At 57.5% G+C, this 24,509-nt stretch carries 21 protein-coding genes and 4 pseudogenes; 13 read left to right on the top strand and 12 right to left on the bottom strand.

Features of this window, described 5'->3' with window-relative positions; all coding sequences use genetic code 11:
- The first annotated feature begins 108 nt into the window (after positions 1-108).
- Positions 109-648, top strand: a complete 540-nt coding sequence (locus G9465_RS22020) for a universal stress protein (protein WP_166974634.1) — start codon at positions 109-111, stop codon at positions 646-648.
- A 476-nt stretch (positions 649-1,124) separates the two neighbouring features.
- Here G9465_RS22020 and G9465_RS22015 read toward each other — a convergent pair whose 3' ends face one another.
- The 5 genes and pseudogenes from G9465_RS22015 to panB all read right to left on the bottom strand — a co-directional run bounded on the left by G9465_RS22015 (position 1,125) and on the right by panB (position 6,368).
- Positions 1,125-1,775, bottom strand: coding sequence for a trimeric intracellular cation channel family protein (locus G9465_RS22015; RefSeq protein WP_166974631.1), 651 nt, complete (start codon positions 1,773-1,775; stop codon positions 1,125-1,127).
- Positions 1,776-1,874: 99 nt separating this feature from the next.
- Positions 1,875-2,669: a dihydropteroate synthase gene (gene folP / locus G9465_RS22010; protein WP_166974628.1), complete on the bottom strand. Its 795-nt coding sequence runs from the start codon at positions 2,667-2,669 to the stop codon at positions 1,875-1,877.
- A 215-nt stretch (positions 2,670-2,884) separates the two neighbouring features.
- Positions 2,885-4,028: pseudogene (locus G9465_RS22005) on the bottom strand (ISH3 family transposase).
- A gap of 108 nt (positions 4,029-4,136) precedes the next feature.
- Positions 4,137-5,129, bottom strand: a complete 993-nt coding sequence (gene trpD / locus G9465_RS22000; protein ID WP_166975170.1) for an anthranilate phosphoribosyltransferase — start codon at positions 5,127-5,129, stop codon at positions 4,137-4,139.
- 404 nt (positions 5,130-5,533) lie between these two features.
- Positions 5,534-6,368: pseudogene (panB, locus tag G9465_RS26495) on the bottom strand (3-methyl-2-oxobutanoate hydroxymethyltransferase).
- A 439-nt stretch (positions 6,369-6,807) separates the two neighbouring features.
- Between panB and G9465_RS21990 the strand changes: the two are divergent.
- Positions 6,808-7,481: pseudogene (locus G9465_RS21990) on the top strand (IS6 family transposase).
- Positions 7,482-7,895: 414 nt separating this feature from the next.
- Here G9465_RS21990 and G9465_RS21985 read toward each other — a convergent pair.
- Together G9465_RS21985 and G9465_RS21980 are read right to left on the bottom strand one after the other, a co-directional pair.
- The gene (locus G9465_RS21985; protein WP_166974625.1) at positions 7,896-8,708 is read right to left on the bottom strand and encodes an enoyl-CoA hydratase/isomerase family protein; all 813 of its coding nucleotides are present in this window, start codon (positions 8,706-8,708) and stop codon (positions 7,896-7,898) included.
- Entirely contained in the window at positions 8,708-9,589 is an 882-nt protein-coding gene (locus tag G9465_RS21980; RefSeq protein ID WP_166974622.1) for a 3-hydroxyacyl-CoA dehydrogenase family protein, read from the bottom strand. Before G9465_RS21980 ends, G9465_RS21985 begins: the two co-directional genes overlap by 1 nt.
- Positions 9,590-9,696: 107 nt before the next feature.
- Between G9465_RS21980 and G9465_RS21975 the strand changes: the two genes are divergently transcribed.
- From G9465_RS21975 to G9465_RS21950, 8 genes and pseudogenes are all read left to right on the top strand, one after another.
- Positions 9,697-10,230 carry a gamma carbonic anhydrase family protein gene (locus G9465_RS21975; protein ID WP_227015857.1) on the top strand — a complete coding sequence of 178 codons (534 nt, stop codon included), beginning with the start codon at positions 9,697-9,699 and terminating at the stop codon, positions 10,228-10,230.
- A 435-nt stretch (positions 10,231-10,665) separates the two neighbouring features.
- A complete protein-coding gene (locus tag G9465_RS21970) occupies positions 10,666-11,562 on the top strand; it encodes an amidohydrolase family protein (protein ID WP_166974619.1) in 897 nt (298 codons plus the stop codon).
- Positions 11,559-12,518 (top strand): MBL fold metallo-hydrolase, encoded by a 960-nt coding sequence (locus G9465_RS21965; protein WP_166974616.1) that lies wholly within the window; start codon positions 11,559-11,561, stop codon positions 12,516-12,518. The genes G9465_RS21970 and G9465_RS21965 overlap by 4 nt, the downstream gene beginning before the upstream one ends.
- Before the next feature lie 194 nt (positions 12,519-12,712).
- Complete coding sequence (locus G9465_RS21960) at positions 12,713-13,096, top strand: hypothetical protein (protein ID WP_227015856.1); 384 nt, start codon at positions 12,713-12,715, stop codon at positions 13,094-13,096.
- Positions 13,093-13,719, top strand: a complete 627-nt coding sequence (locus G9465_RS26490) for a UbiD family decarboxylase domain-containing protein (protein ID WP_255492004.1) — start codon at positions 13,093-13,095, stop codon at positions 13,717-13,719. The genes G9465_RS21960 and G9465_RS26490 overlap by 4 nt, the downstream gene beginning before the upstream one ends.
- Before the next feature lie 34 nt (positions 13,720-13,753).
- Positions 13,754-13,965 (top strand): annotated as a pseudogene (locus tag G9465_RS26485) (UbiD family decarboxylase domain-containing protein); the annotation flags it as partial.
- Positions 13,942-14,616 carry a hypothetical protein gene (locus G9465_RS26480; RefSeq protein ID WP_394353993.1) on the top strand — a complete coding sequence of 225 codons (675 nt, stop codon included), beginning with the start codon at positions 13,942-13,944 and terminating at the stop codon, positions 14,614-14,616. The pseudogene G9465_RS26485 and the gene G9465_RS26480, both read left to right, overlap by 24 nt.
- A complete protein-coding gene (locus tag G9465_RS21950) occupies positions 14,616-16,007 on the top strand; it encodes a UbiD family decarboxylase domain-containing protein (RefSeq protein WP_166974613.1) in 1,392 nt (463 codons plus the stop codon). The genes G9465_RS26480 and G9465_RS21950 overlap by 1 nt, the downstream gene beginning before the upstream one ends.
- A gap of 1 nt (position 16,008) precedes the next feature.
- Here the strand turns inward: G9465_RS21950 and G9465_RS21945 are convergent, their stop codons facing one another.
- The 3 genes from G9465_RS21945 to G9465_RS21935 form a co-directional block, all read right to left on the bottom strand.
- Positions 16,009-17,427, bottom strand: coding sequence for a zinc ribbon domain-containing protein (locus G9465_RS21945; protein WP_166974610.1), 1,419 nt, complete (start codon positions 17,425-17,427; stop codon positions 16,009-16,011).
- The gene (locus tag G9465_RS21940; RefSeq protein ID WP_166974607.1) at positions 17,424-18,599 is read right to left on the bottom strand and encodes a thiolase domain-containing protein; all 1,176 of its coding nucleotides are present in this window, start codon (positions 18,597-18,599) and stop codon (positions 17,424-17,426) included. The genes G9465_RS21945 and G9465_RS21940 overlap by 4 nt, the downstream gene beginning before the upstream one ends.
- A gap of 168 nt (positions 18,600-18,767) precedes the next feature.
- Positions 18,768-19,610 (bottom strand): acyl-[acyl-carrier-protein] thioesterase, encoded by an 843-nt coding sequence (locus G9465_RS21935; protein WP_166974604.1) that lies wholly within the window; start codon positions 19,608-19,610, stop codon positions 18,768-18,770.
- 77 nt (positions 19,611-19,687) lie between these two features.
- On the opposite strand from G9465_RS21935, the gene G9465_RS21930 reads away from it, so the two are divergent.
- The 3 genes from G9465_RS21930 to G9465_RS21920 all read left to right on the top strand — a co-directional run bounded on the left by G9465_RS21930 (position 19,688) and on the right by G9465_RS21920 (position 23,325).
- On the top strand, positions 19,688-20,455 hold the full coding sequence (locus G9465_RS21930; protein WP_166974601.1) for an enoyl-CoA hydratase/isomerase family protein: 768 nt from the start codon (positions 19,688-19,690) through the stop codon (positions 20,453-20,455).
- Positions 20,456-20,506: 51 nt separating this feature from the next.
- A complete protein-coding gene (locus G9465_RS21925) occupies positions 20,507-21,961 on the top strand; it encodes an aldehyde dehydrogenase (protein WP_166974598.1) in 1,455 nt (484 codons plus the stop codon).
- Positions 21,962-22,170: 209 nt separating this feature from the next.
- Positions 22,171-23,325 (top strand): acyl-CoA dehydrogenase family protein, encoded by a 1,155-nt coding sequence (locus tag G9465_RS21920; RefSeq protein WP_166974595.1) that lies wholly within the window; start codon positions 22,171-22,173, stop codon positions 23,323-23,325.
- Here the strand turns inward: G9465_RS21920 and G9465_RS21915 are convergent, their stop codons facing one another.
- Both G9465_RS21915 and G9465_RS21910 read right to left on the bottom strand, forming a co-directional pair.
- Positions 23,326-24,171, bottom strand: coding sequence for an enoyl-CoA hydratase/isomerase family protein (locus tag G9465_RS21915; protein ID WP_166974593.1), 846 nt, complete (start codon positions 24,169-24,171; stop codon positions 23,326-23,328).
- Between the two features lie 145 nt (positions 24,172-24,316).
- A complete protein-coding gene (locus G9465_RS21910) occupies positions 24,317-24,508 on the bottom strand; it encodes a hypothetical protein (RefSeq protein ID WP_227015855.1) in 192 nt (63 codons plus the stop codon).
- Between the last annotated feature and the right edge of the window lies 1 nt (position 24,509).

Genomic DNA, 24,509 nt, shown 5'->3' with positions numbered 1-24,509 from the left:
GGTGCTGCTCTGCGTTCTATCCGTTATCAACCAGACAGGCCCCGCGGAGACATCACGGTATTATCCGGTATAGAGCCGTTTTTATTGCTAAAGCTGGTAGCTTCCTTTGTGGCGATAGACACAATCTTGCTTGCACTCGGAGATAACGACGAACAGCGTGTCGACGAACTCACTCGGGTCGCTCTCGAAATGGCTAGACCGACTGACGCAACTATCGTAATCGGCCATGTCTTCGAGAGTGACAGAGAACCGGGTGTACTGGACGGGATATCTGCACTCAGTGGTACTGCACCCTATCTCCTCACCGAACAGGAGTATGACCAGGTATTGGATGAAGGGGAGCTCGAAGAAATCGACGACGAGTCCGCCAACGACATTGCGGCCAAGCACGAGACCGTTCAGAACGCCGTGCAGTTGCTGAGTGACGAAGCTCCATCATACGCCATTCGAGGTGTAGTCGGCAAACCAGGGGATGCACTCGTCGCGCTTTCCAAAGAAATCAACGCAGACCAGATCGTAGTCGGCGGCCGACAACGCTCGCCGACTGACAAAGCCGTATTCGGCAGTGTTGCTCAAAATGTGATGCTCAGTGCACCCTGTCCGGTTACCTTTGTCCATGGAGAGGAGGAAAATGATACACCAGGATGATGAGACAATTACACCGCAATCTGTACAGCACACTGGTCAGAGTTGCACAGGCTACGACAAGTCCTTTTCAGACTACTGACCCTCTAGTGTCTGCAACTCGTCGCTGGCCACAAATCGAACAGTTTAAGTAGCGAAATCCCAACTACACAAATGGCTGAACTACACGGACTGAACCTGTGACGTCAGAGAGTTCCAGTGTTCAGATTGGATCGTAGTCTAAAAGCAGGTTGTTGCTGCAATAGGTCCGTGGTTTGGCCGGCATCTATTGCCCCCTCGTGGTTGCTTGTACCAGGTCTTCTCCGAGACCTCCACACCCCATTGTACTAATTTTTTTAAAATGCATCTTTCAACAAATAAAGAATCTATAACTGCGAACCACGCGGAGAGATTATTTAAATTCGCCCGGGGGATACTGTTACATCTAGTTTCCCTCAAGTTCTGTTTGCTGAAAGTTGGATTGTACATTCAATATTAGCTCACTGTTTAACTACGCCTTGTAGTGTAGGAAGCTTCCAATCATAACTGACCGCCGCTAATCGGGTTATGATAGTAACAAGCGCGCATGTTCCAGCAGCACTGGTCCCAGAGGTCCCGATAACCTCGGCTACAAAGAATGCAGTTCCACCCAGCACTGCACAACTCGCATAGAAGTCATCGAACAGGATGAACGGAGATCGATCCAGAAGGATATCGGCAAACGCACCGCCACCTACGGCATTGATCGTTGCAACAGCGATAACACCAAACACTGAGACACTTGCTTCGGTGGCGACGATAGCACCGGTTGTAGTAAAAGCCGCGAGCCCGATAGCATCCGCAACAACAGTGATTGGATGAGTATCTGGAGATGTCAGGATGACACTCAGTCCAATCGCCAATCCAACTCCAAAGAGTCCTAAACTAATTTCGAGTGGAGACTGAAGTGCTAGTGGAATCCGTGACACGAAGATATCGCGCGTCGCTCCACCAGCAAAGGCCATTGTCAAACCAACGATAGTAATTCCGAGTAAGTCGAACCCCTCACGGATCGCTTTCGAGGATCCAACGAGGGCGAATGCTATCAAACCAATCGTATTCATCACTGCGAACGGATCGCCAAACAATGCTGTGAGGAGGTTCTGACCCATTACTTGTTCCTAATAGAACGAATCTATTGAGTGCTTCGAGATTACTTTTCACTTCTAAATACCAGCGGTTGACCGCGTCATCGTTATGCGGCCACCATCCTAGTTACTCGTACGATGCTCCCACATTGCTTCCGCTGTGCGAAGCGCATGTACGGTTTCTTCGACGTCGTGGACGCGAACAACATCTGCTCCGTTTCCCGCAGCGACGAGGTGGGCAGCAAGACTCGGTGCTAATCGGTTGTTCGGCGGGAGGTCCATGAGTTCGGTTGTGAACGATTTGCGTGATGCACCGATGAGGACTGGGAATCCGAGCTCAGCGATGTCATCAGTGCGAGCGACAAGTTCTATATCCTCACCGTCTCCAGTTGCGAAACCGATCCCGGGGTCAAGGATGAGCTGGTCTGAAGAAACCCCGTCAGCGATAGCACGCTCAACCTTGTTTTCTAGCCGTTCACAGACCTCGACAACTATATCTTCCGTGTCCGAAGAATACTCGGGATCGACTGGAAGATTAACTGCGTCCATGAGCACTACACTGCACTCTCGAGCAGCGACTAACGACCGCATCTCAGGATCGTCAAGCCCGTTCTGATCGTTGATGACGTCGGCACCGGAATCTAATGCTGCATCCGCAACGTCTGGTTTGTATGTGTCGACCGAAACCAACGCATTAATCTCAGGATTTTCAGTGATCTGTTCAATGACCGGAATAACTCGTTCCAGTTCCTCGTGAGTTGAAACAGGATCGGCGCCCGGCCGGGTACTTTCTCCACCGATGTCGATTATGTCTGCACCCGCCTTGTCAATCTTCCGAGCACGTGTAACGGCGTCCTCAACCGTCGTGTAACAGCCTCCATCAGAAAACGAATCGGGAGTAACGTTCAGAATACCCATCACTTGCGTACAGTCCGCTCGTTCTAGTTTCAGTCGATCACATCGAAAGCCCACTAGCCCTTCCAGTAGAGCTTGAATCTGCGTCTTCGATGGGCGGTCAGTTCTCGAAGTGAGACGGATAGTGAGTTTCGGTGGTGAGGAGTCGCTGTCGGCGGCGGACTGCCGCCGACGCGACAGCGTCGCCACTCACGACCGCTGTCCGGATCGGTGGACAGCTACCGGAAGAACCGGTCGTCGAGGGTTGATTTGCTGGAACAGCCTTGCGCACACCAAGCGCTGTCCAGGCGGCCCGCAGCACCATCTCACAGAACTCCGTGAACGGCCACCTCCAGAGGCGGCGCCCCCGCGGCGGGGCGCCGCCACGTACCTCCAGTGAAGATACCGCCAGCAGTTTTGGAGAAGCAGGCTCACAACAAACATCACCAGCCGTAGACCAGCGTCCTGAGAACTAGTGAATGCGAGGCTCTGGTTGGCTAATCGGTAGCTAGACTCGATGCCGAAGCGCTTGCTGTAGTGCTCTCGTGCATCTCGTGGTGTGTCGATGAACGGCGCGTCAGCGGCGTAGCCGTGACGCGCCACCCCGTGTTCGTCGTATCGTCCCTGCTGGTAAACGCAGTCGATGAATACGGGGAACGTCACCTCGCCGGCGAGATCGTGTTCGATCTCGCGGCTCCAGCCTGTGCTGAGTTCGTCTTGAATCGTCTCTCCCCACTTGACAATCGGCATGACGTAGGCGTAGTTGTGTGCGTACAGCAGTCCGAGACAGGTGCTGTTGTAGAATCCGCGATCGAGGTAGACAGCCTTGACGCCGAGGTCAAGGCCGTCAAGGAGGTCTAGAAACTCAGCGAGGACATCGCTGGTGGTCTCGCCAGCGACAAGCTGGCGGACCGCCAGCGTGTACCGCTTGTTGCGTACCCGCGCGTAGAGGGTCGCATACGCGTGAAAAGTCGTGGTTCCGCGTTTGGCCTGCGACGAATACAGCGCTTCTGTCTCGTCTTCGTCGCCGTAGTAGGGGTCGAGGTGGAGGTCGGCGACGACCTCCACCGGTCGATCCGGGAGTGTCTCAAGGATATCTCTCTGGAGAAGCGTGTCTCCAACCGCCTCGACAGTATCAAGGTCGAACTGATCGGTGAGATATCCTCGGACGGTGTTGGCATGCGGTGAGTCGTCGGTTGTTTCGCAGACGTGGTTGATCGAGGTCCCGCCGGCGCTGGCGCCGGCGAGGACCTCGTACAAGGCATCTGTCGTGACCTCAACGTTCTCACCGAGATCTATCGGAAGCTCCTCGTCAAGGCTGTTGACGACAAAATTAAGCAGGTGCTCTTCCTCTATCTCGCTGTCTGCTTGGGTTGGTTGCACATCCTCTCCAAGCAGACGCTTACTCTAACCCGATGTGATCGACTGAGTTTCTGTATCATGTTTATCCAGTGTTTTCAATATGTTATTTTTGAGTCTATATATTAGATATTATTCGCACAAATCACGAAGTTTGGCCGCAGCAGCTCCCGAATCGATTGCATCACGGGCACAATCAACGCCTTGCTGTATCGTTTCTGTGACACCAGCGACATATATTGTAGCGCCTGCGTTTGCAAGGATGATATTACGCTTCGGGCCAGTCACTGAACCCGTGAGTATTCCCCGGAGATCAGCTGCATTCTCTTCGGGCGTGCCACCTGCAATTGATTCAATATCATGGATTTCCAGCCCGAGATCTTCAGGAGTGATTCTGTATTCCTCAACAGAATCGCCGGTGATTTCAGCGACAATCGTTTCATCATGGACTGCAACTTCATCAAGTCCCGACCCATGCACCACAAGCGCTCGCTCAACCTCCAGCTGGGCAAGCGCTTCAGCTATGATCGGCACTAAATCTGGATTGTAGACACCGACCACTTGTGCGTCAGCACCGGCAGGATTGGTTAATGGTCCAAGTATATTGAAGATCGTCCGTATTCCAATTTCTTCACGTGGACCAGTGACAGCTTCCATCGCCGGGTTAAACACTGGTGCAAACATGAACCCGATTCCGTCGGACTCGATTGCGGCTTCAACATCCTGTGGTTCAGCCTCAATATTTACACCTACAGCGTCCAGTACGTCGGCACTTCCTGATGAAGAAGAAATTGAATAGTTACCGTGCTTGGCTACTACCACACCGGCTCCTGCTGCGGCTATCGCGCTGGTCGTAGAGACGTTGATCGTATTATAATCGTCACCACCAGTGCCGCAGATATCGACTAGCGGGGAGCAATCCGGATTGATTGTCCGCATCGTATCTCGCATCCCCTGTGCAAAGCCCGCGATCTCGGCCTTAGTCTCTCCTTTTTTACGGAGTGCAGCGAGCAATGCGCCAATCTGAGTCTTAGTTGCCTCTCCGAGAATCAATTGTGCGATTTCGCGTGCCTCTTCGATATCCAAATTCCTACCGCTGGTTACGTGTTCTATGTAGTGTGTTATTTCACTCATGAATGGACTCTTTTGTACATTAAGGACCAAATGTATTCACCACCTTAATACTGTGGATTCGGGGATTATAACTTGCTCAGCGTTGGAATGTAGTGAAAATGTTGTCTGAGTGGCTATATAGTTGGGCAGATAGTTGGAACCTATTCCATCCGTGCCATTTATTTCAACTGTTCAGCAACCGTTAGCTGATGTCACGCTCACACTGTTGAAGAAGACAGCGGGAATTGGATGGATAGTCTATCATTCTTGTCAAAATCGAATCTTGGGTGACAACTCTGTAAGCACCCGGAAAATTAGTTTACGGATGCGACCGTGCACTTGAGATTCAGGAGAGCCGCTTTGGGGCGTCTTGGCTCAATCAAAAGCTCAGTAATTGTGCGAATCCCCGTCGACAATTACTTTGTTTCCTCATCAATGGCGTCAAATACGTTCTCCTGGGATGGGAACTCACCTTCTCGAACGTCGTCTACATAAGATCCCACTGCCTCTTGGATGATCGAATTGAGATCGGTGTACTGTTTCGAAAATCGGTATGCTTCTTCATTTAAACCCAATACGTCGGTGAGGACCAAAACCTGCCCGTCAACGTACCGACCTGCCCCGATGCCGATCGTGGGAATATCGACTGCCTCGGTGACCAGCTTTCCCGTCTCTTCTGTGACGGCTTCAAGGATGATGGAAAACGCTCCGGCCTCTTCCAGTTGTTCCGCCGTCTCAACCAGCGCCTCAACCGTAGCCGAACTGCCATCTCCCCGCCTTGTACGTACCCGCCTCCAATTTGATTCATCCGTTGGGGGTCAACCCGATGTGGCCGACGACTGGCATTCCAAGTTCAGTTAGCCGAGACACGATCTCAATGGTCGTTTCTCCGTAGGGGGCAGTCTCTAGTTTCACAGCATCGGCCCCTGCCTCCTTCATGAATCGGCCGGCATTCTCGACTGACTTTTCAAGCGACATGCCGTAGGACAAAAATGGCATATCGCCGATTACCATTGCATCCTCTACCGCCCGGTCAACGGCTGCGGTATTCGACAATGCTTCGTCGAGAGTCACCTGGAGCGTGTCATCGTACCCCAAGTGATTATCGCTAGCACTATCGCCGACCAGAATCATATCCACGCCACCTCTATCTATTTGACGGGCTATCGGAGCATCATATGCAGTCAACATCGTGAGCGAATCTCCCTCTTCATACTTTTCAGTGAGATCCGGAATTGACACGCGACCCATACTGGAATCGTTTCACAGCGCTATGATATAACGTTCATTATAGCCTCCGTTGTACTGCCCAGGTTAACAGCATCGGGGCTTGAGCCGGAGCGGTTGACGTGTGACGCTTTCTATGACATCCACTGTATCTCTTTGACTACAGTCACCTCATCCTCTTTGTATCTATCTTTTGTTGTATAGTCAGTCGTTTATCGTATCTAATGTTGTATGACCGTCAACTTCTAAATTCCGTTCTATATTTCGGCGATGCGTTTTTATTTTTGCCCCATATTTTGTTTTGGTATCTCTAACATGAGTAACTATCGAGAACTGCGTACTATCTAACTATGAATCCCTCAAGCGAATACTGCATGTTGCAATACGTCTTTAATTACCGGAATCTCGGCACTGTCTAGCTAGGCCAGTTTGAGAAGTGAGCAGGTCGTTGAGTGAGTTGGTCATGTCGCTCGCAGACCTGCTCAGCGAGTGCTTTGCGGCAGATTTAGAAGAAACTTGGGAGCGTGAGCGGACGGCGACGCCCGTCAGGGCGTTCGCCTCCACGCAACCGGATGTTCACTCAGGGAGACAACAACGATTCTCGCCGAATTAGGCGTTGAACGTTCTCACCAAGCAGTTTGGCAATGGGTACATCGGCTGGCTGACAGCGTTCCCGACCCGCCGACGGCGCAGCCGTCGCGGGTCGCGGTCGACGAGACCGCTGTCAAGATCAACGGCGAGTGATCTTGGTTGTACGCTGCAATAGATATCGATACAAAACTCATTCTTGACGTGGCATTGTTTGGACGCCACGGCATCGATCCAGCGGCGGCGTTCCTGCATGGCCTCCGCGAGAAACACGATCTGTCCGACGCCGTGTTTCTCGCCGACCAATTCGGCTATCGGACTGCCCTCTCACGACTCGGATTGAGCGGTCGGGTCGACTCTGTCGACCGATACCTCATCGAAAAGTGGTTTCATACCCTCACGATGCGGGTCGACCGCTTTCACAATTCGTGGGTGGGCAGTCGGGCAAGTGTCCGCGAGTGGCTTGCGTTATTCGCACACTACTACAACTATCTCAGACCGCACCAGTCGCTCGACGATCGAACGCCAGTCGAAGAGGTGCTAAACTAGACAGTGACAAAAGAATGATATAGTCGCCGCACAGACTAACTTCGGAGATGTCTGCTAAAATGTACATTCAATCCTGAAGAAGACTACGCTCGCAGAGGTGAAAACATGGCAGGAACAACATTAGCGTGGGACAGAGAGGCACTGATACGCGGGCTACAACACCGGGGCTCTCTAACCGTTACGCTGGCTGAGTCGGTGACGTTGTCAGAGGCTGAGGACTCACCATGTCATGGATGCCGTTACTGTTCCTGCCATTTAAACTGGCATACGCACACAGTATAAAGATGACGGTACATCATGATTATTTAAGTTATCCTGCTCAGGTCGTACCAGTGAGAAATAGATCAACGGATCATAAATAGGGCTGTCGCGGGTCCCATCCAATATCTCACTGCCCTGTCCCCACTATACGAGTTAACGACCTTTCCACTCGGGTGCTCGGTCCTCGAAGAATGCGTCGATACCCTCCTTTTTGTCTTCGGTGGCGAACAGCTGCGCGAACAGTTCCGCCTCGTAGTCAATGCCGTCGTTCAGGTCCATCTGTGACGCCGCACGAATGCTCTCCTTGGCGTATTGGAGTGCAATAGGGCTCTTTTCGGCGATAGAGTCCGTTATCGATGCGACGGCGTCGTCAAGGCCGTCGGGATCGGTCACTTCGTCGACGAGCCCGATGTTGTAGGCTTCATCAGCGTTGATAAGGTCGCCGGTGAGGATCAGTTTCATTGCCTGCCCCTCGCCGATCAGCCGTGGAAGCCGCTGTGTCCCACCACCACCCGGAATGATTCCGAGGTTAATCTCTGGTTGTCCAAGCTTGCTACCCCGCTGGACGATACGAATGTCGCATGCAGTCGCGAGTTCAAGTCCGCCACCCAGCGCGTGCCCGTTGATGCGAGCGACGACTGGCGTTTGTAGTTCTGCGACGGTTTCGTAGATTCGAGGTCGTTCGCTCGCTCGGCGCTGTTCGAGCATATTGCGCTCACGAAGTTCACTCACGTCCGCGCCAGCGACGAAGGCGTTACATTCCGCCGAGCCGGTGATAACCGCAACGCGAGCATCAGCATCCTCAACGGCCTGCAGAACGTCGGTCAACTCCGCTCGGACGGTGCCATTCAGGGCATTCCGTGCATCTGGCCGGTCGATAGTTATCGTGACCGTACCAGCACCATCTCGGTCAACACCGAGCGTCTCGTAGTCCGCGTCCAAGACTGCCATCGGGTCGTCAGTCATCAGTTACCCCATTCGCCGCTCATAGCGACTGGTTCGCCGTCCTCCCAGACGTAGAAGCCCTCACCGGACTTCTGTCCGTTCTTGTCCGCACGAACCTTCCGCTTCAGCAGTTGTGGGGGTTTGAACCGCTCACCAAGTTCCTCACGGAGGTACTCGAGAATGTCGAGACGAACGTCTAGCCCCACGACATCTGTGAGTTCGAGTGGCCCCATTGGATGGTTGTACCCGAGTTCCATCGCGTTGTCGATGTCTTCCGGCGACGCGACGCCCTCCTCAACCATCCGGATAGCTTCGACGCCGAGTGCGACGCCGAGGCGAGAAGACGCGAATCCCGGAGTGTCACGCACGACGACCGGTGTCTTATCGATACTGTCGACGTAGTCCACAGCAAACTCTCGCGTCCGGTCGGTCGTCCGCTCCGCGACGATAATTTCGACGAGAGACATGATGTGGACGGGGTTGAAGAAGTGCAAACCGACGAACCGACCAGGCCGGTCAAGGGTACTCGCCAGTTCGGTTACCGAGAGCGACGAGGTGTTGGTTGCAAGAACAACGTCCTCGTCGACCGCTCCCTCGGCCTCAGAGAGGACGTTCTTTTTCAGATCGACTTTTTCGGGAACGGCTTCGACGACTAAGTCGGACCCGTCGACAGCAGTCTCTAAGTCAGTCTCGCCGGAGATGCGACCGAGCGTTTCTGCCTTTTCTTCTTCGGTGACCTTCCCGCGTTCGATGCCACCGTCGAGGTTTGATTCGATGGCGTCGATGCCGTCAGCGACGAGATCGTCGTCAAGATCTCGAAGGGTGACATCGTGACCAGCCATTGCACTGACCTGTGTGATACCATGACCCATGGTTCCTGCGCCTAGTACAGTTATCCGCATACGTAGGAACGCTACAGGAACAAGTATAAGTGTTAATGTTATAACCGCGGCTTCGGCAGTCCAGGTGGAGTCGGTCTACCCATGCTGTGTGCAGTGGCGGAAAAGACATGTGCCTGGCCGATCAGAGAGTTCCTGTGCAAGAGTCAATATACGGTGCGGCACCGATAGTGGCGGACTCAGCGTTCGTCTCGAAGATGGCGTACCTTATCGGCGATGTCGCTGTCGGGGAACGGAGCAGTGTTTGGCCGTTCGTTTGTCTCCGCGGGGACGAGAGCGATATGCCAGCCACCGTCGGTGACGAGTGCAACGTTCAGGAGTTCACGATGCTCCACGGTGCGACCCTCGAAGATGAAGTGTCGGTAGGACACAACGTTGTCATCGACTACGCCACTGTCAAGGAACACTCTCTCATCGGTATGAACAGCGCGGTGTTACGTGGTGCGACGGTAGAGTCGAACTGTTTAGTCGCTGCGGGCAGCCTCGTTCGACAAGATCAGACGATACCCGAAGGTCACTTAGCCTATGGTGTCCCGGCGGAAACGCGCCCACTGAGCGATACGCAGCGTGAGGAAATTTCGATGGTCCACGAACATTACGTAGAACTCGGACAGGACTACAAGCAGACTGGCCGGTTCGAGTGACTATGAGATGACACCCACTTATGACGCTGGAACGTCATTGCTTAGGTGAGACATGAGGTATGACGTGCTAACGTGTCCAGCATGCGGTGACCCACTTGAAGACGACGACGGAGATATACCGGAAAGTATCCAAGACGGTCGTCTACGCGTTGCAGTCGACTGTCCGACTTGTGATATGCCGTTGCGAGTCGATTTCGACGATCTCGATCCGAGAACTGGCGATGTCGCCGTCTCCATCGAGACACGCGAGGAGTGAGCCGGGATGCTGACGCGACAATTCGAGTAGTGTCGGCACGGTTCCGTTAAGTAGCGATTTCTGTCTTTCTGTGGCCTACATAGGTCTAAACGCGCCCCCTCGTTCCGAACCGTCACAGAAGAACGACAGCGGTTGAATATACCAGCAATTATAAGATGATATCGACTATCAGGAGATACATGGCCGATAGCTCAGCGAATACCGACGATACCGGACGGATTATCGATGCACACGTCCACATGAATCCATTCTGGCGACTGGACGACGATGCCCGTGCATTGCTTCGCGAACACGGACACGGGTTCGACAAGAAGCTGGAATTAGCGCGTAATCCGGAACAGTTCGTCAGGTACCTCGACGAACAGGGCGTCGAGAAAGCGGCCATCATTAATTACGTGTCGCCAATTTTGGGCTACACGCACGACGTGAACGACTGGGCCGCGGACTTCCGTAATACAGCGCCAGACCGTATCCTCGCCTTCGGGGGGTTCGACCCAAACGAGACTGACGACGCCGAGGCGGAACTTGACCACGCCCTTGACGACCTCGACCTAGACGGCATCAAGATACATCCCCCACACCAGAACGTGCAGGCAAACGATTACCTCTCTGACCCCGGGTATCGTGGGTCCGACGGCCTCCGCCGCCTCTACGAACGCTGTGCGGAAGCCGACGTTCCGGTCATGGTGCACACAGGGACGAGCATCTTCCCTGGCGCTCGCTCTCGGCTCTCGGACCCGATGCCGTTGGACGACGTCGCGGTCGATTTCCCCGACCTCGACATCATCATGGCCCACGGTGGACGACCGATGTACACAGACGAAGCGTGGTTCCTGCTGCGTCGACACGAGAACGTCTACTTTGACATCTCATCGATTCCCCCGTCAAACCTGCTGGATCACTTCCCACGGCTGGAGGAAGTCGTAGAACAGGTCCTGTTCGGTACTGACTGGCCGGGCCCGATGGTCCCCGGTATCAAAGAGAACGCCGAGTCGGTCCGGTCGCTTCCGCTCTCAACAGAGGCGCTGGAACGGATCCTGTACGGGACTTCGGCAGACCTGTTCGACATCGAATGAGCCCGTTCCGTATCGCACACAGCCACGGTAGTCCGGAAGGCGAGAACAGCACGTACGTCTTCCCAGAACGAGGAGTGGTCGTCGATCCCGGCCCACCGGGTGAGAAACCTTGGGAGACACTCCGCGCCGGACTCGAAGGCCACGGACTCGGAGTGGCCGATGTGGAGGAGATCGTACTCACACACTGGCACTCTGACCACGCCGGACTCGGCCCACGGCTGGCAGCTGCCGCGGATGCCACTATTCACATGCACGAGCGAGACGCACCGTTGATCCGGGACTACGGAACTGAACGCCAGCGCCGGGTCGAACGAGACGCCGAAACACTCCGTTCATGGGGAGCTTCAGACGCGGTTGTTTCAGACGTTCGCGAAACCGATTCTCCGTCTCCGATGCCTGAAACCGTGCCAGTAATCGGCCACACAGACGGTGCTAGCGTCGCCGGCCTCGAACTCAGGCACACGCCCGGTCACACCTGTGGACATATAGCAGTCAATGCCGAGGGGACGCTCTACGTCGGTGACGCGGTCTTGCCGATGTACACGCCAAACGTTGGTGGGAGTGATACTCGAACTGCCACTGGGAATCCCCTCGAAACGTATCTGCGGACGCTCAATCGGATTGCCAGGTGGGATGTCTCGCAAACGGCGAGGCCAGGACACGGCCCAACCGTTACGCTTGACGACCGCATCGAAGTCATCCGAAAGCACCACCGAGATCGCGTGGCCGACGTCGTCAACGCGACGCCGAACGGCGGGGCTACACCGTGGGAGGTCGCACAGACGCTCTTCGGCGAGATGTCCGGAATCCACGCGAAGATGGGGGCTGGTGAAGCAGCTGCGCATCTCACTCACGCCGCGCAACTGGGTTTAGTCGAGCGAGTCGACGAAGACCCACTCACGTATCGACCGACGGAACGAACCGTCGAGGACGTTTCACGGTTGCTGACCGAGTAGTCGGGACGGTCGGCCATAGATATATATATGACCGATGTATACACCGTCGTAGGTCCCGAAAACACACTCGAGAGTGTTTCATCATGACTAGATACAGTACTGCGGAAGAGAATCTCCCAGACGACCCAGAGGGCGAAGTGCGAATTCAGCTGACAGATACGGACACAAAGGAAATTTTCGTGACGCGGGCACGCGTGGCAGAGTCCGAAAGCGAACTTGATGACCCAGAGCCACTGACGGTTGTCCGTGGCCCTCACGAGAACATCAAGGAGGAGTGGTACATCGATATTCTGGAAACAAATCCGGAACTCGACGAGATCGACGAGGAGGTTCTCCACGACTGCATCGAGTACAGCCGTACCGAATCGAACGTGATCAACGCGCGGTCGGAGGACGCCCGAGCGATGCTTCAGTATCTCGTAACAGTCGGCGAGTTTGATTCCGTATCCGACGCCGTCCGTACAATAGTCAACTCATACATGCAGGACGCGTATCCCGAACTGCTCGATGCCTATCTTGACGTCAAAGCAGAACGCATCCGGGACGAGATTTCTAGTTCGTTCGGTGACAACAGATGAGTGCAGATGAGAGCGACGCAACCGATAGTTTTCGTGGCTATCTAGAGCGATTAGAGAAACGCGGCGCATGCAACCGAATCGACCAGCAAATATCGTGGAATCTCGAAACCGGTGCGGTGACGATGCGAGCCAACGAGCGTGACTCGGCCATTCCGGTTTTCGAAGACGTGAGCGACGAGTCTGAGGCCCGACTCGTGGGAGACCCGTATCGTGGGTCCCGCCGACAGCCTTGGGAGCGTGTCGCGACTGGGTTAGGTCTAAGCGACGACCTGACGACCGATGGCTTCTACGAGGAAATCATCGACCGCTTGCGTTCGCCGGTAGCACCAACCGTTGTCGACGACGATGCCGCGCCGTGTAAACAAGTGATTCACACCGACGAAGACGTGGACCTGCTCTCGTTCCCATGGCCGTTCCTCCACGTCGGCGACGGCGGTCGTTACTCGAACCTGCACACGCTCATCGCGGACGACCGAGACACGGAGTGGACGGACTGGTCATCGCATCGGACGATGTTCCACGACAACACTCGAGCGAGCGTCCTGTTGCTTGCGGGGAACAGACGCCGAACATCTACTACTACAAGTACGAACGGCATGACGAACCAATGCCGGTCGCCCTAGCCATCGGGCGGAACCGGCGGTAGAGTGCGTCTCTATGATGTGGATCCCAACCGGCCGGAACGAAGCCGAGTTCGCGGGCGGGTTGAAACGTTCGCCTGTCGAACTCGTCCCTGCGAGACGAACGATCTACTCGTCCCCGCAACTGCAGAGATAGTCCTCGAAGGCCATATCCTCCCCAACAGTCGACTCGACGAGGGGCCATACGGGGACTACTTCGGCTACATGCACGGCCCTCGCCGGTCGATGCCAGTGCTCGAGATAGACGCGATCACTCACCGAGAGCAACCGTACATTCCCTTCACCGTGGAGTGGTCGGAGGTCGGGTACGCCCACAACACGACATCCTCAATGGAAGTCGCGTGTGTCGGCCCCGACGCAACACTGGGCCTCCGTGCGGCCGGGTTCGACGTGGAGAAACTGGCACCGTGGCCCTTCACGCCACGGACGGTCTACGTCATTTCCACGGATACGACCCGACCGTCGTACCTCCACGAACTCGCCAACTTCATTTTCACGACGTGGGGTATGCTCCACGTGGATTTCTTCGTCTTCGTCGATTCGGATGTTGACCCGTTCGACCAGTGCACAGTGCTCGAAGCGATGGCGCTGTACGCCGACCCAGATGAAGACTTCCACCAATTCGGTACGGAGACGATGCCGAAAGTCCCACTCAACATCTACCAGACGCCTGAAGAGAAAGGAGACGTGCAGATGGGAACATCAAAGGCGAAGACGGCCAAGACGTACATCGATGCGACACGTCCCGAGGGTGTTGAGCAGATAAATCGCTCCCAATACGAGAACCGTCGAGAGCGTGCGCGTGAGATACTCGAAAATGCGGGACTGTCTGCCGAAATCTTCGAGAAATCAAGCGTCTCACGGGAGGGAGAGAACTGATGACGGACGGACGCTCGTTCCGTGAGGGGGTCGATATATTAAACGAGAGCGACGATCTTCTGGACGTCGACAACCACGTCCCGGACGAAGATATCGCTGCAGTGGCGGCTGAGGCAATACGCTCGAACGGGCCGGCGGTGCGATTTTCAGAGACTAGCGGTGTCGTGACCCCAGTCTCTGGAGCGTTCGCAGGACCAGAACAGGCGACACAGTACCAAGAGAAGCCGTGGACACGCCTCGCCCTTGCACTCGGCCTCGGAACAGACGCGCCGTACCAGCGCGTCGTCGAAGGCGTTGCCGCGCCGCTGGCAACAACGACAGAGCCAGAGGAGACTGAGATACTCGCCGAGTCGTCGGACGCAGACTGTTACTCATTGGGCCTGCCACCACTCAACCCTGGTGAGCCGCCCGCGTTCACGCTCGGTGTGCTCGCTATCAAGGACGGCGACGAGACACAGTGGCTCCCAGTCCGCGGGACGGTCCGCGGCACGAATCGTCTCCGCGCAGTTATCCCAGCGAACAGCGGCATTCAGCCTGGCGCAGCAGTCTCGCTCTGTCTCGGCGTCCCAGCGGCGGTATTGACCAACACCATACTCCACTGGCTTGATAGGACACAAACGGGGAGTATCCGTCCTAGTACGCGTTCTGACGCCGTATCAATCGCGAAGCACGAAGGGGTGACAGTACCAGCAACGTCCGAAGTGCTGGTGACTGGACGCGTCGCTGATTTCGAGGTGGGACCGTCTTCTTCCGACATAGAAACGGCGTGGGAACTGGCAATGGATACGGACATCGTCGACATCAGCGCCGACGCGGTGGCGCACCGTGACTCACCGCGGGTCCCGTTCGTCCCGCTCGGAACACCACTCACTGACGACATCCAAATAGTCGGCATCGTCGAATCCGCACGCCTGAACTATCGGGTGAACAACTATTGGGGTATCGCACCTGCCGAGTGGATCCGCCTCCCTGGTGAGATGGGGCTTGGGATGTGCGTCGTCGCCTCCGAGATACTGTACGCCGGGTTCGAGTGGCAATTATCCAATACCCTGTTCTCATTCTCTAACCTATTCGACAAGATACTCATCCTCGACGAGGACACTTCGGCTGCTGATCTCTCGCGCCCGCTCGACGATATCTGGGTGAAAGCACATCCATCACAGGACTGGGTGTTTAGCGAACCGAGTGCACCCGCTGCGACTGCGCCGAAGTACCGTACTGACGGCACACCAGGGTCGCGGTTGTTCATCAACGCCACGTGGGACCCACGCTGGGACGAAGAGTACATCGCGCCGCGAGTGACTTACGAGACGTCCTACCCCGAAGAAGTCCGCCAGACCGTCTCGGAGATGTGGGACGACCTCGGTTTCGATTCCTCAAACAGCAGTTGAATCACTCGGGGACGAACTTCAGTCCATATCGAGTGACGCCTTCGACGCTGTAGATTCTGCGGACTCGTCCGACGACTCGATCACCGACGGAGACCTCGTCAGGTTCGCAGTCTGTCAACTGGACGGGGAACCGGGCCGTCCCGTCGCCGGCGGTAACCTCGACGATAGCGACCGCAAACGGTCCGTCACGACGCTGGAGTTCGACGAACTCCGGCGGTGCGCCACCCTGCCCGATGACGGTCACAGCAACGATTTCACCGGAGCGCGGGAGTTCAATTTTGTCGAACTCCACACGCTTGTGACAGTCGGGACAGGCACCTTCTGGCGGGAACGCGACCGCTTCGCAGTTTGGACACTGGCCGGCTTCGAGGCGATAGCGCTGTTGAATCGTCCGTTGCCACGAAGGGAGACTGACGTGAGCGCCGCCGCCGGCCACCTCGGTTTCACCGAGGTGACCACGTTCGCGGAGCGCCGCCGCGTACTGGATAGAGACGCCGCCGTCGATAGCCTCGGAAACAGGGGCGTCGACGGCTGTTCGGGTTTCGAACGCGAGTGCTACGGCCGTCGCGCCACTTCCGAAGAAGCCAGCGACAGTAATCGACGAGGGGTCGCTCTCGTCAAGGGCGGCGAGCAAGCCTATAGCCGTGGTCGCCGCGCCAGAGTCGCCGACGTCGTCGACGAGCGTGCCGCGTTCGACCGTCTCGGCGTCGTAGGGTAACGCACGGGCGATTCGGTGCGGGATGTCAGGAGTAGGCTGATACAGACTGGCGCCGTCGACGGCCTGGTGGTCAATGTCGAGTGCTTCGGCGGCCGTCGAGACTAAATCACGGATCGTCTCGCGCTCGTAGGTCGTGATGTCCAGTTCCTCGACAGTCTCGCTCCCGCGTTCGCGGAACCGAAGTCCCGGTGCGTCACGGGAGCGTGTGGCCGAGTCTGCGAGGACAACTGCACCGCCCTCGTCGAAGAGGAACGCGGCCGCACCAGCTCCGACGCGCTGTCCGACTTCAGCTGGGTCGCCCTTCGGCGCATCCGAGACGACGGCCAGTGCGGGACCCGAAGCGGCGGCCGCCGACAAGAGTACGTTCGCACCAGCCACCGTGCTCTGCGTGGCTGCTTCCAGTTCACAGTCTGTAGTGAGGCCAAGTGCCGACGCAGCCCGGGGCGCGAACTCCTCCTCTTCGAGCGGTGGCGTCGTCGTTCCAATCGCGAGGTGATTGATGTCTCTTGCATCTATTTTGCTAGTATCAAGTGCGTTACGACCCGCTGCAACGGCCATCGTGAGCGCGTCTTCATCGGCCGCTGGCACGGCGATCTGTGAGACAGGTGCGCTGGTCCCCCACGCCGCTTCGATTTCGTCGCCATCCAGTCGAGACTGCGGCAGGTAGACGCCGGTTTCGACGATACCGCGAGCGTAATTCATAGTTCACCCCCGTCAACCCGCTCAAAGACGTGGACTGTCACGCCCCCACCGGAGCCACCGACGTTGTGTGTCAGCCCAACCTGCGGGTCGTCGACCTGTACGTGAGCTTCACCACGGAGTTGAGAGAACGCCTCGACGACCTGTCCCGTTCCGGTCGCCCCGATGGGATGGCCCTTCGACTTCAGGCCGCCAGATGTGTTCACCGGGAGGTCGCCGTCCGGGTCGGTGACGCCCTCCCGGAGGAGTCGGGGCGCCTCACCCCGATCACAGAACCCGAGGTCCTCGTAGGCCGCGAGTTCGGCGATAGCGAAGCAATCGTGTACCTCCGCAAAGTCAAGGTCGTCGGGCCGAACGCCGGCCTCGTCGTAGGCACGTTCTGCAGCCGTCTCGGAGGCCGGGATACTCGTAAGCGAGTCGCGCTGGAACAGGCCGACGCGACCGCTGGCCGCACCCGCGCCCGCGACACGAACTGGGGCATCCGAAAGCTCGCGGGCGGCGTCCTCGCTCGCGACGAGAACTGCGCTCGCGCCGTCGGTCGTCGGGCAACAGTGATAGAGGTTCAATGGGGCGGCGACATCAGGAGCATTCATCGCATCCTCCAGCGAACACTCGAAGCCGAGCTGTGCATGCGGGTTCTGTGCCCCGTTGGCGTGGTTCTTGACCGCGACGCGGGAGATATCCTCCTTCGTCGCTTCGTACTCGCGCATGTAGGCACTCGCCATCTGCGCGTAGACGCCAGCGAACGTCGTTCCGGAGAGACGCTCCCACTCCGTCTCACCGCTGACGCCGAGCCACCACTTCGTGTGGTCGCCGCTCATGTCGGTCATCACCTCGTAGCCGCCGGCGAGTGCGACGTCTACCATTCCCGAGCGGACTGCCATCACAGCCTGCCGGAGCGCGTACCCGGAGGCCGCACACGCGTTCTCGACGCGTGTTGTCGGGATACCGTGGAGCCCGAGGTGTTCGGTCACGGCCGGCCCGCTCAACCCCAGTTGCCGACCACCGACACCCAGGGTGCCGAGAAACGCTTCGTCGATTCGATCGGTATCGAAGTCGCTGTCGACGCTCTCGATGGCCTCGTCGAACGCGTCGTCGAACAGCGACCGGTACGACTCCGAAGGGAACGACCCGAAGTCTGACTGTCCAGCGCCGATGATGTACGCATCGGTCATACACGTTAGATGATGACGGGCGACTATAAGATACGGGGGTCCGGAGAGTGACAATGCGCAGATAGCATCGAAAAGTGAAGCGAACGAGCATTCCCCCTGTTCAAAAACCCTGACCGCCTCGCCAGAGCGAGCGACTAACTAGAACTGCCCACAGTACGGGCAAACCAGTCACTCATCGCTGAACAGTGCACGCATCTGGGGAGTGAACGAGATCGGGTTGCCCGACTCGTCGAAACTCCCGTACTCGGAAACTCCCTCGATACTTACGCGGCCGTCACTCTTGAGTTGGTGTTTGATTCGGAGAGTATCTTCGGTGACGCATCGAACGTCCGATTCGATTGTAAGCGTCGACTCGTACTGGACGGGGGAGACAAACTCCCAGCGCCAGTCGCGCAGACGGAACGGTTTGCAGTCCTGGCTCATCGTCTCGAGACTCGTTTCCGCCGACTCGACGAAGCGTTCGAGCGCCACGTCTGCAAGGCGCGGATACTCCTCGAAATATGCGAGTTCAGAGCCTTCAATATGGGGACCTCGGACGTCGAACGATGCTGAGAACGATGGCAAATCCTCGTCACCGTCTACCCCACGTGGGCCAACTTCGGGAGCTGTATCTTCGAGTGCCTCCTGGAATTGATTCCGAGTCTCCTCAGGAAGCGGCTCTGTACCCCCGTCCGGAGCGATGGTGACATGCGTGAGTCGCGCCATAGCGAGACGTTTACCGTCGCCGTCAGTCATCTCGTAGCACAACTCGACGCTACTCTCACCGACCGATACCGGCGTCGTTTCGACAGTCACCGTATCGCGAAACCCGGGATAGCGGTAGACAGTCGTCGCAGCGACGACGGGCGCGTAGGGGATGCCGCCATCATCGACGATGTCCTCGAACGCGTGGCCGAATGCTTCGGTAATGACTTGCGTCGAGATGAGCTCCCAGTCAAAGAACCGTGCCCCGTGGACCAGAGGTCCAGCGAGTTCGCCAAACCGAACGTCGTGTGTATCGATAGTTCGCACACTAGGTGAGGAGTGTGACAAGTATTAAAAACGTCTCGGCCGGCTGGTTTTATATTGCTTCGAGCAGCACATCGTGTATGGTTCGAGTCGAGTCAGCCGACCGCGTATACACACTCTCTTTCGACCGCCCAGAGACGAAAAACTCCTTCACTGTCGACGCGGCGAACGAACTCGTGGACGCACTAGAGACTGCTGAGAGTGAAGACGCTCGAGCAGTGGTCGTCACGGGCGACGGCGATGCGTTCTGTGCTGGCGGCGACATCGATGCAATGGCCGAGCGCGACGAGACGCCCACTGAGGCCTACCAACGTCTCCAGTCGACACTCAACACTGTCATCGAGCGCATTTTGACTGCGCCGTTCCCCGTCATCGCGAAAGTCAACGGCGATGCCGTCGGTGCAGGAACGAACATCTCGGCCGCGTGTGATTTTGCCTACGCTGACAGTGAGGCGCGCTTCGGCGAAGTGTTTGGCAATGTCGGGCTGATTCCCGACTCGGGCGGCACGTTTCTGCTCCCGGCACTCGTCGGCCTCCGGACGGCGAAGGAACTGACGATGACCGGCAGGCTGTTCGACGCCGAGGAGGCAGCGGAGATGGACCTAATCAATCGCGCGGTCTCTGAGGATGAACTCGATGAGTCCGTCGAGGAACTGCTGGACACGCTCAAGCGAAAGCCCACCGAGACACTCGGGCTGACGAAGCGCGGTATACACGAGAACATCGGACGGCCGTTCCGTGACGCACTGGAGCGAGAAGCCTACTTGCAGACCCTTGCGTACGGGAGCGAAGCTCACGAAATCGGGGTAAACGCGTTTTTACAGGACGAGCGACCCGACTTCCGGTAAGCAGGCGTCTAGGCAAGTTTTTTTATAGACGTGCATGATAGTCAACCACGTATGAGCTACGACGGTCCGACAGAGCTGTATATCGACGGTGAATGGACGGCAGCGGAAAACGGCGAGACGATAGAAACGGTCGACCCAGCGACCGAAGAGACGTATGCGACGGTGGCATGCGCTTCTGCTGAAGACGTCACTCACGCGGTGGCCGCGGCGGACGCGGCCGCCGAGCGCGGCTCGGAGTGGCGGACGATGAGCCCGAGCGATCGCGGTGCGTACCTCCGTACGATGGCCGACGAGATAGAGGCGATGGCCGACGAGATCGGTCTCGTTGAGTCCCACGACAACGGCAAGACGCCGTTCGAAGCCAGCCTCGACGTCGACATGGTGGTCGACACGTTCCGCTACTACGCCGGCTGGGCAGACAAACTGACGGGCGAGACGATTCCGGTCCCCGGAAACCGACTCGACTACACGCTGCAGGAGCCGCTCGGAGTCACTGCGCATATCGCGCCGTGGAACTACCCGTTCCAGCTCGCGGGTCGCAGTCTCGCGCCGGCGCTCGCGTGCGGTAACACGGCTGTTCTCAAACCATCGAACACGACGCCACTGACTGCACTCTACTACGCGAAAGCTGCCGAAGCAGCCGGCCTCCCCGACGGCGTCCTAAACGTCATTCCGGGCAGAGGATCTGAGGCTGGAAGCGCACTCGTCTCCGACCCGGCGGTCGACCACGTCGCATTCACCGGTAGTACCGGCGTCGGGAAGCACATCATGTCGGAGGCCGCGGACAACGTGACTGGCGTCACGCTGGAACTGGGCGGGAAGGGGCCGAACATGGTCTTCCCCGACGCCGATCTCGAAGCTGCGTCGAAGGGCGTCCACTACGGCATCTTCATGAACTGCGGCCAGATGTGCTGGGCTGGGTCGCGCCTGCTCGTCCACGAGGACATCCACGACGAAGTCGTCGAACGGGTCGTGAACCGCGCAGAGGCGACGCCGCTGGGCAGCGGTATCGACGACGACGGCCGGATGGGTCCCGCAGTGAGCGAGAGCCACCGCGAAGAGGTGCTCGACTACATCCAGACCGGTATCGAGGAGGGAGCGACGGTCGCGACCGGCGGCGGTATCCCCGAGGACAAGGAACGGGGCTACTTCATCGAACCGACGGTGTTCACTGACGTGACGAACGACATGACCATCGCGCGCGAGGAAATCTTCGGTCCGGTCCTCTCGGTCATCGAGTTCAGCGACGACGAAGAGGCCATCGAGATCGCGAACGACTCTCCGTTCGGCCTGAGCGCGGGCGTCTGGACGAACAATATCAACCGCGCCCACGACACGGCAGCACGCTTGGACTACGGGATGGTCAGCATCAACGAATACCCACAGACGTTCCCACAAACGCCGTTCGGCGGATTCAAAGAGAGCGGCGTCGGTCGCGAACAGGGGACCGAGGCTATCAAAGAGTACACGCAGGCGAAGAACGTCAACGTCAACATCGACCGGTAACGGACGTCCCATCCCACGACCGGCTTTTTCGCCACTCTCTGGAACTAGGGATGTCGCGACTAACGTCGCGAATCCACGAGCCCTCAGCACTTCCCGATGCACATGTGAGCGTAACGGGGTGGTAGTTTCACCCCCTGAGTAGAGTTGTCGACCGTACAACCCACAGCGGACCGCGAAATCTTAATACGTCAGGGCCGAGGTGAACCTGTATGCAGCTTCTAGAACGATCGCTGTCCGAGGAGCACCGTGAGATCAGAGACCGCGCCGACGAGTTCGCGCGCGATGTCGTAGAACCACGTGCAGAGGAGATCGAATCGAACGACAAGTTCCCACGAGATGTCATCGAGGCCGCCGGCGATGCTGGTCTCCTCGGCATCCTCCTGCCGGAGGAGTACGGTGGGCTGGACTCTGACTTCGTCTCGTACGCGCTCGCAGTCGAACGAGTCGCGCGCGCGAGCGGTGCAGTCGCCGAGACTATACAGGGCCACACCTTCGCCGCACTCCCGATCGCACGTCACGGCACGGAGACACAGAAAGAACATTGGCTCCCGGAGATGGTGGCAGGCGAATCCGTCGGGGCGATGTTGCTCACGGAGCCCGGGGCGGGGAGTTCGCCGACAGAGCTCGAGACTGTCGCCGAAGAGAGTGACGACGGGTACCGCCTAACGGGCGAGAAGTCCTTTGGGACGAACGCCGGCGTCGCCGACGTCCATCTCGTCGTCGGGCGCAAGCAACCGCAGCCCTCGGATTCCCACGGTGTCAGCGTCTTCCTCGTGCCGTCGATAGACGACACAGACGGGTTCGTGTTCGACCGGGCGGAGTTCATGGGGATGCGCGGACACGTCACCGGCGATTCGACGCTCGAAGGCGTCCACGTCGATTCGGACGCACTCCTCGGCGAGGTCGGGCAGGGCTTCCGCATCGCGATGGGGACCATCGACATGGCGAGAACTGGACTCGGTGCCATCGGGACGGGTATCGCACAGGCCGCGTACGAGGATGCCGTTGACTACGCCAGCGAACGTCGACAGGGTGGCAACGCCATCGGCGAGTATCAGGCGGTCCAGGTTCTCGTGGCAAAGATGGACACGCGACTCGACGCGGCACGGCACCTCGTCTACGAGTCGGCGGCGACTATCGCCGACGAGGGTGGTAACACACGCAAATCGAGTCAGGCGAAGTACTACGCGAGTGACGTCGCAGAGTTCGTCACGCGCAACGCGATGCAGATCTACGGCGGCAAGGGGTACCGGACGGACTACCCGCTCGAACGGTACTTCCGTGACGCAAAAATACTGAGTTTGATCGGTGGGACCACCGAGATTCAACAGACGACTGTCGCGACTGAATCGCTCTCGCTGTAGTTAGTCGTCCGACTGGGGCTCGGGCGCCTCTTTCTCGCCGATTTCGACACCGACGAAGTCCGGTTCACGGTCCTCGAGGAACGCGTTGACACCCTCCTTCGCGGAATCCGAGCCGAGCAGCGCGTTCTGAAGTTCGCGCTCGTGGGAGAGCGCATCCCAGAGCGGCATTTCGAGACCCTCGTTGACGGCGAGCTTGTTGTGGCCGACGGCACCAGCGGGCTTCTCGACAATCTCCTCGGCGAACTCGAAGACGGCGTCCTCGACATCTTCCGGTGGGTGGATCTCGTCGAAGATGTCCTTCTCGTAGGCCTCCTGCGGCGTGAGTTCCTCGCCGGTGATCATCATGCGGAGTGCGTCCGAGCGGTTGATGTACCGGGGCAGGAGCTGCGTCCCTGCCTCGCCAGCGATGAGGCCGAGGTGGACCTCAGGCATCCCGACGCGGTAGTCGTCGTCGTCACCGACGAAGCGGAAGTCACAGGCAAGGGCCAGTTCGAGGCCACCACCCATGCAGTGCCCGTCGACAGCGGCGATGAAGACCGTGTCCGTCGTCCGCATCTTCATGATGATCTCCTTCGAGGTCTGGCTGGCGTAGCCGATCTGGTGGGCTTCCTCTGTTTGGAGATCGTTGATGTCGAACCCTGTCGAGAAGATGTCCTCGTTGGCGCTCCCGAAGACGCACACACGGACATTGTCGTCGAACCGAACGCCTTCGACGGCGCGCTGCAGTTCGAGCAGGACATCGATGTTGTGGGCGTTCACGGGCGGCCGGTCGATCCGAAGGATACCGACGTGGTTCTCTACTTCAGTCTGGAAGTACTCTAGGTCTAGCTGGTCGAATGACTCCATTGTCCATTATCGAAAACTCATGCATAGGATATAAACTTTTTGGGTAAGTGGGACAGAAGAGTCGAATCAGACTGTGCTCTTGGAGCTTGATAGCCCCGATAGCACAGTAGGTGCTCTATGCGCACACGCCATTCACAGTCGCGGACTACCGCCCGTCGTCGGGTGACTTCCCGTCGTACTTGAGCCGCTCGAACATCGTGTTGCAACCGTGGCAGTAGTACTGGCTCTTGGAGATCTCCGACCCGAACGCCGATTCCTGTTCTGTGTCTCGGGACCCACAGAACGGGCACTCCGGGTGTTTCTCCGCATCCGGTTCGTTGTTCATAGATGCACTCATG

Source organism: Haloarcula sp. JP-L23 (assembly GCF_011602445.1).
Classification (GTDB): Archaea; Halobacteriota; Halobacteria; order Halobacteriales; family Haloarculaceae; genus Haloarcula; species Haloarcula pellucida.
This window is presented reverse-complemented; position numbering and strand designations above follow the sequence as displayed.

Excerpts from the sequence above, each read along its gene's own strand:
- G9465_RS22015 (WP_166974631.1), bottom strand. The coding sequence starts at position 1,775 with ATGGGTCAGAACCTCCTCACAGCATTGTTTGGCGATCCGTTCGCAGTG.
- folP (WP_166974628.1), bottom strand. The coding sequence starts at position 2,669 with ATGGGTATTCTGAACGTTACTCCCGATTCGTTTTCTGATGGAGGCTGT.
- G9465_RS21985 (WP_166974625.1), bottom strand. The coding sequence starts at position 8,708 with ATGACTGACGACCCGATGGCAGTCTTGGACGCGGACTACGAGACGCTC.
- G9465_RS21980 (WP_166974622.1), bottom strand. The coding sequence starts at position 9,589 with ATGCGGATAACTGTACTAGGCGCAGGAACCATGGGTCATGGTATCACA.
- G9465_RS21975 (WP_227015857.1), top strand. The coding sequence starts at position 9,697 with ATGTGCCTGGCCGATCAGAGAGTTCCTGTGCAAGAGTCAATATACGGT.
- G9465_RS21970 (WP_166974619.1), top strand. The coding sequence starts at position 10,666 with ATGGCCGATAGCTCAGCGAATACCGACGATACCGGACGGATTATCGAT.
- G9465_RS21965 (WP_166974616.1), top strand. The coding sequence starts at position 11,559 with ATGAGCCCGTTCCGTATCGCACACAGCCACGGTAGTCCGGAAGGCGAG.
- G9465_RS26490 (WP_255492004.1), top strand. The coding sequence starts at position 13,093 with ATGAGTGCAGATGAGAGCGACGCAACCGATAGTTTTCGTGGCTATCTA.
- G9465_RS26480 (WP_394353993.1), top strand. The coding sequence starts at position 13,942 with ATGCACGGCCCTCGCCGGTCGATGCCAGTGCTCGAGATAGACGCGATC.
- G9465_RS21950 (WP_166974613.1), top strand. The coding sequence starts at position 14,616 with ATGACGGACGGACGCTCGTTCCGTGAGGGGGTCGATATATTAAACGAG.
- G9465_RS21945 (WP_166974610.1), bottom strand. The coding sequence starts at position 17,427 with ATGAATTACGCTCGCGGTATCGTCGAAACCGGCGTCTACCTGCCGCAG.
- G9465_RS21940 (WP_166974607.1), bottom strand. The coding sequence starts at position 18,599 with ATGACCGATGCGTACATCATCGGCGCTGGACAGTCAGACTTCGGGTCG.
- G9465_RS21930 (WP_166974601.1), top strand. The coding sequence starts at position 19,688 with ATGGTTCGAGTCGAGTCAGCCGACCGCGTATACACACTCTCTTTCGAC.
- G9465_RS21925 (WP_166974598.1), top strand. The coding sequence starts at position 20,507 with ATGAGCTACGACGGTCCGACAGAGCTGTATATCGACGGTGAATGGACG.
- G9465_RS21920 (WP_166974595.1), top strand. The coding sequence starts at position 22,171 with ATGCAGCTTCTAGAACGATCGCTGTCCGAGGAGCACCGTGAGATCAGA.
- G9465_RS21915 (WP_166974593.1), bottom strand. The coding sequence starts at position 24,171 with ATGGAGTCATTCGACCAGCTAGACCTAGAGTACTTCCAGACTGAAGTA.
- G9465_RS21910 (WP_227015855.1), bottom strand. The coding sequence starts at position 24,508 with ATGAGTGCATCTATGAACAACGAACCGGATGCGGAGAAACACCCGGAG.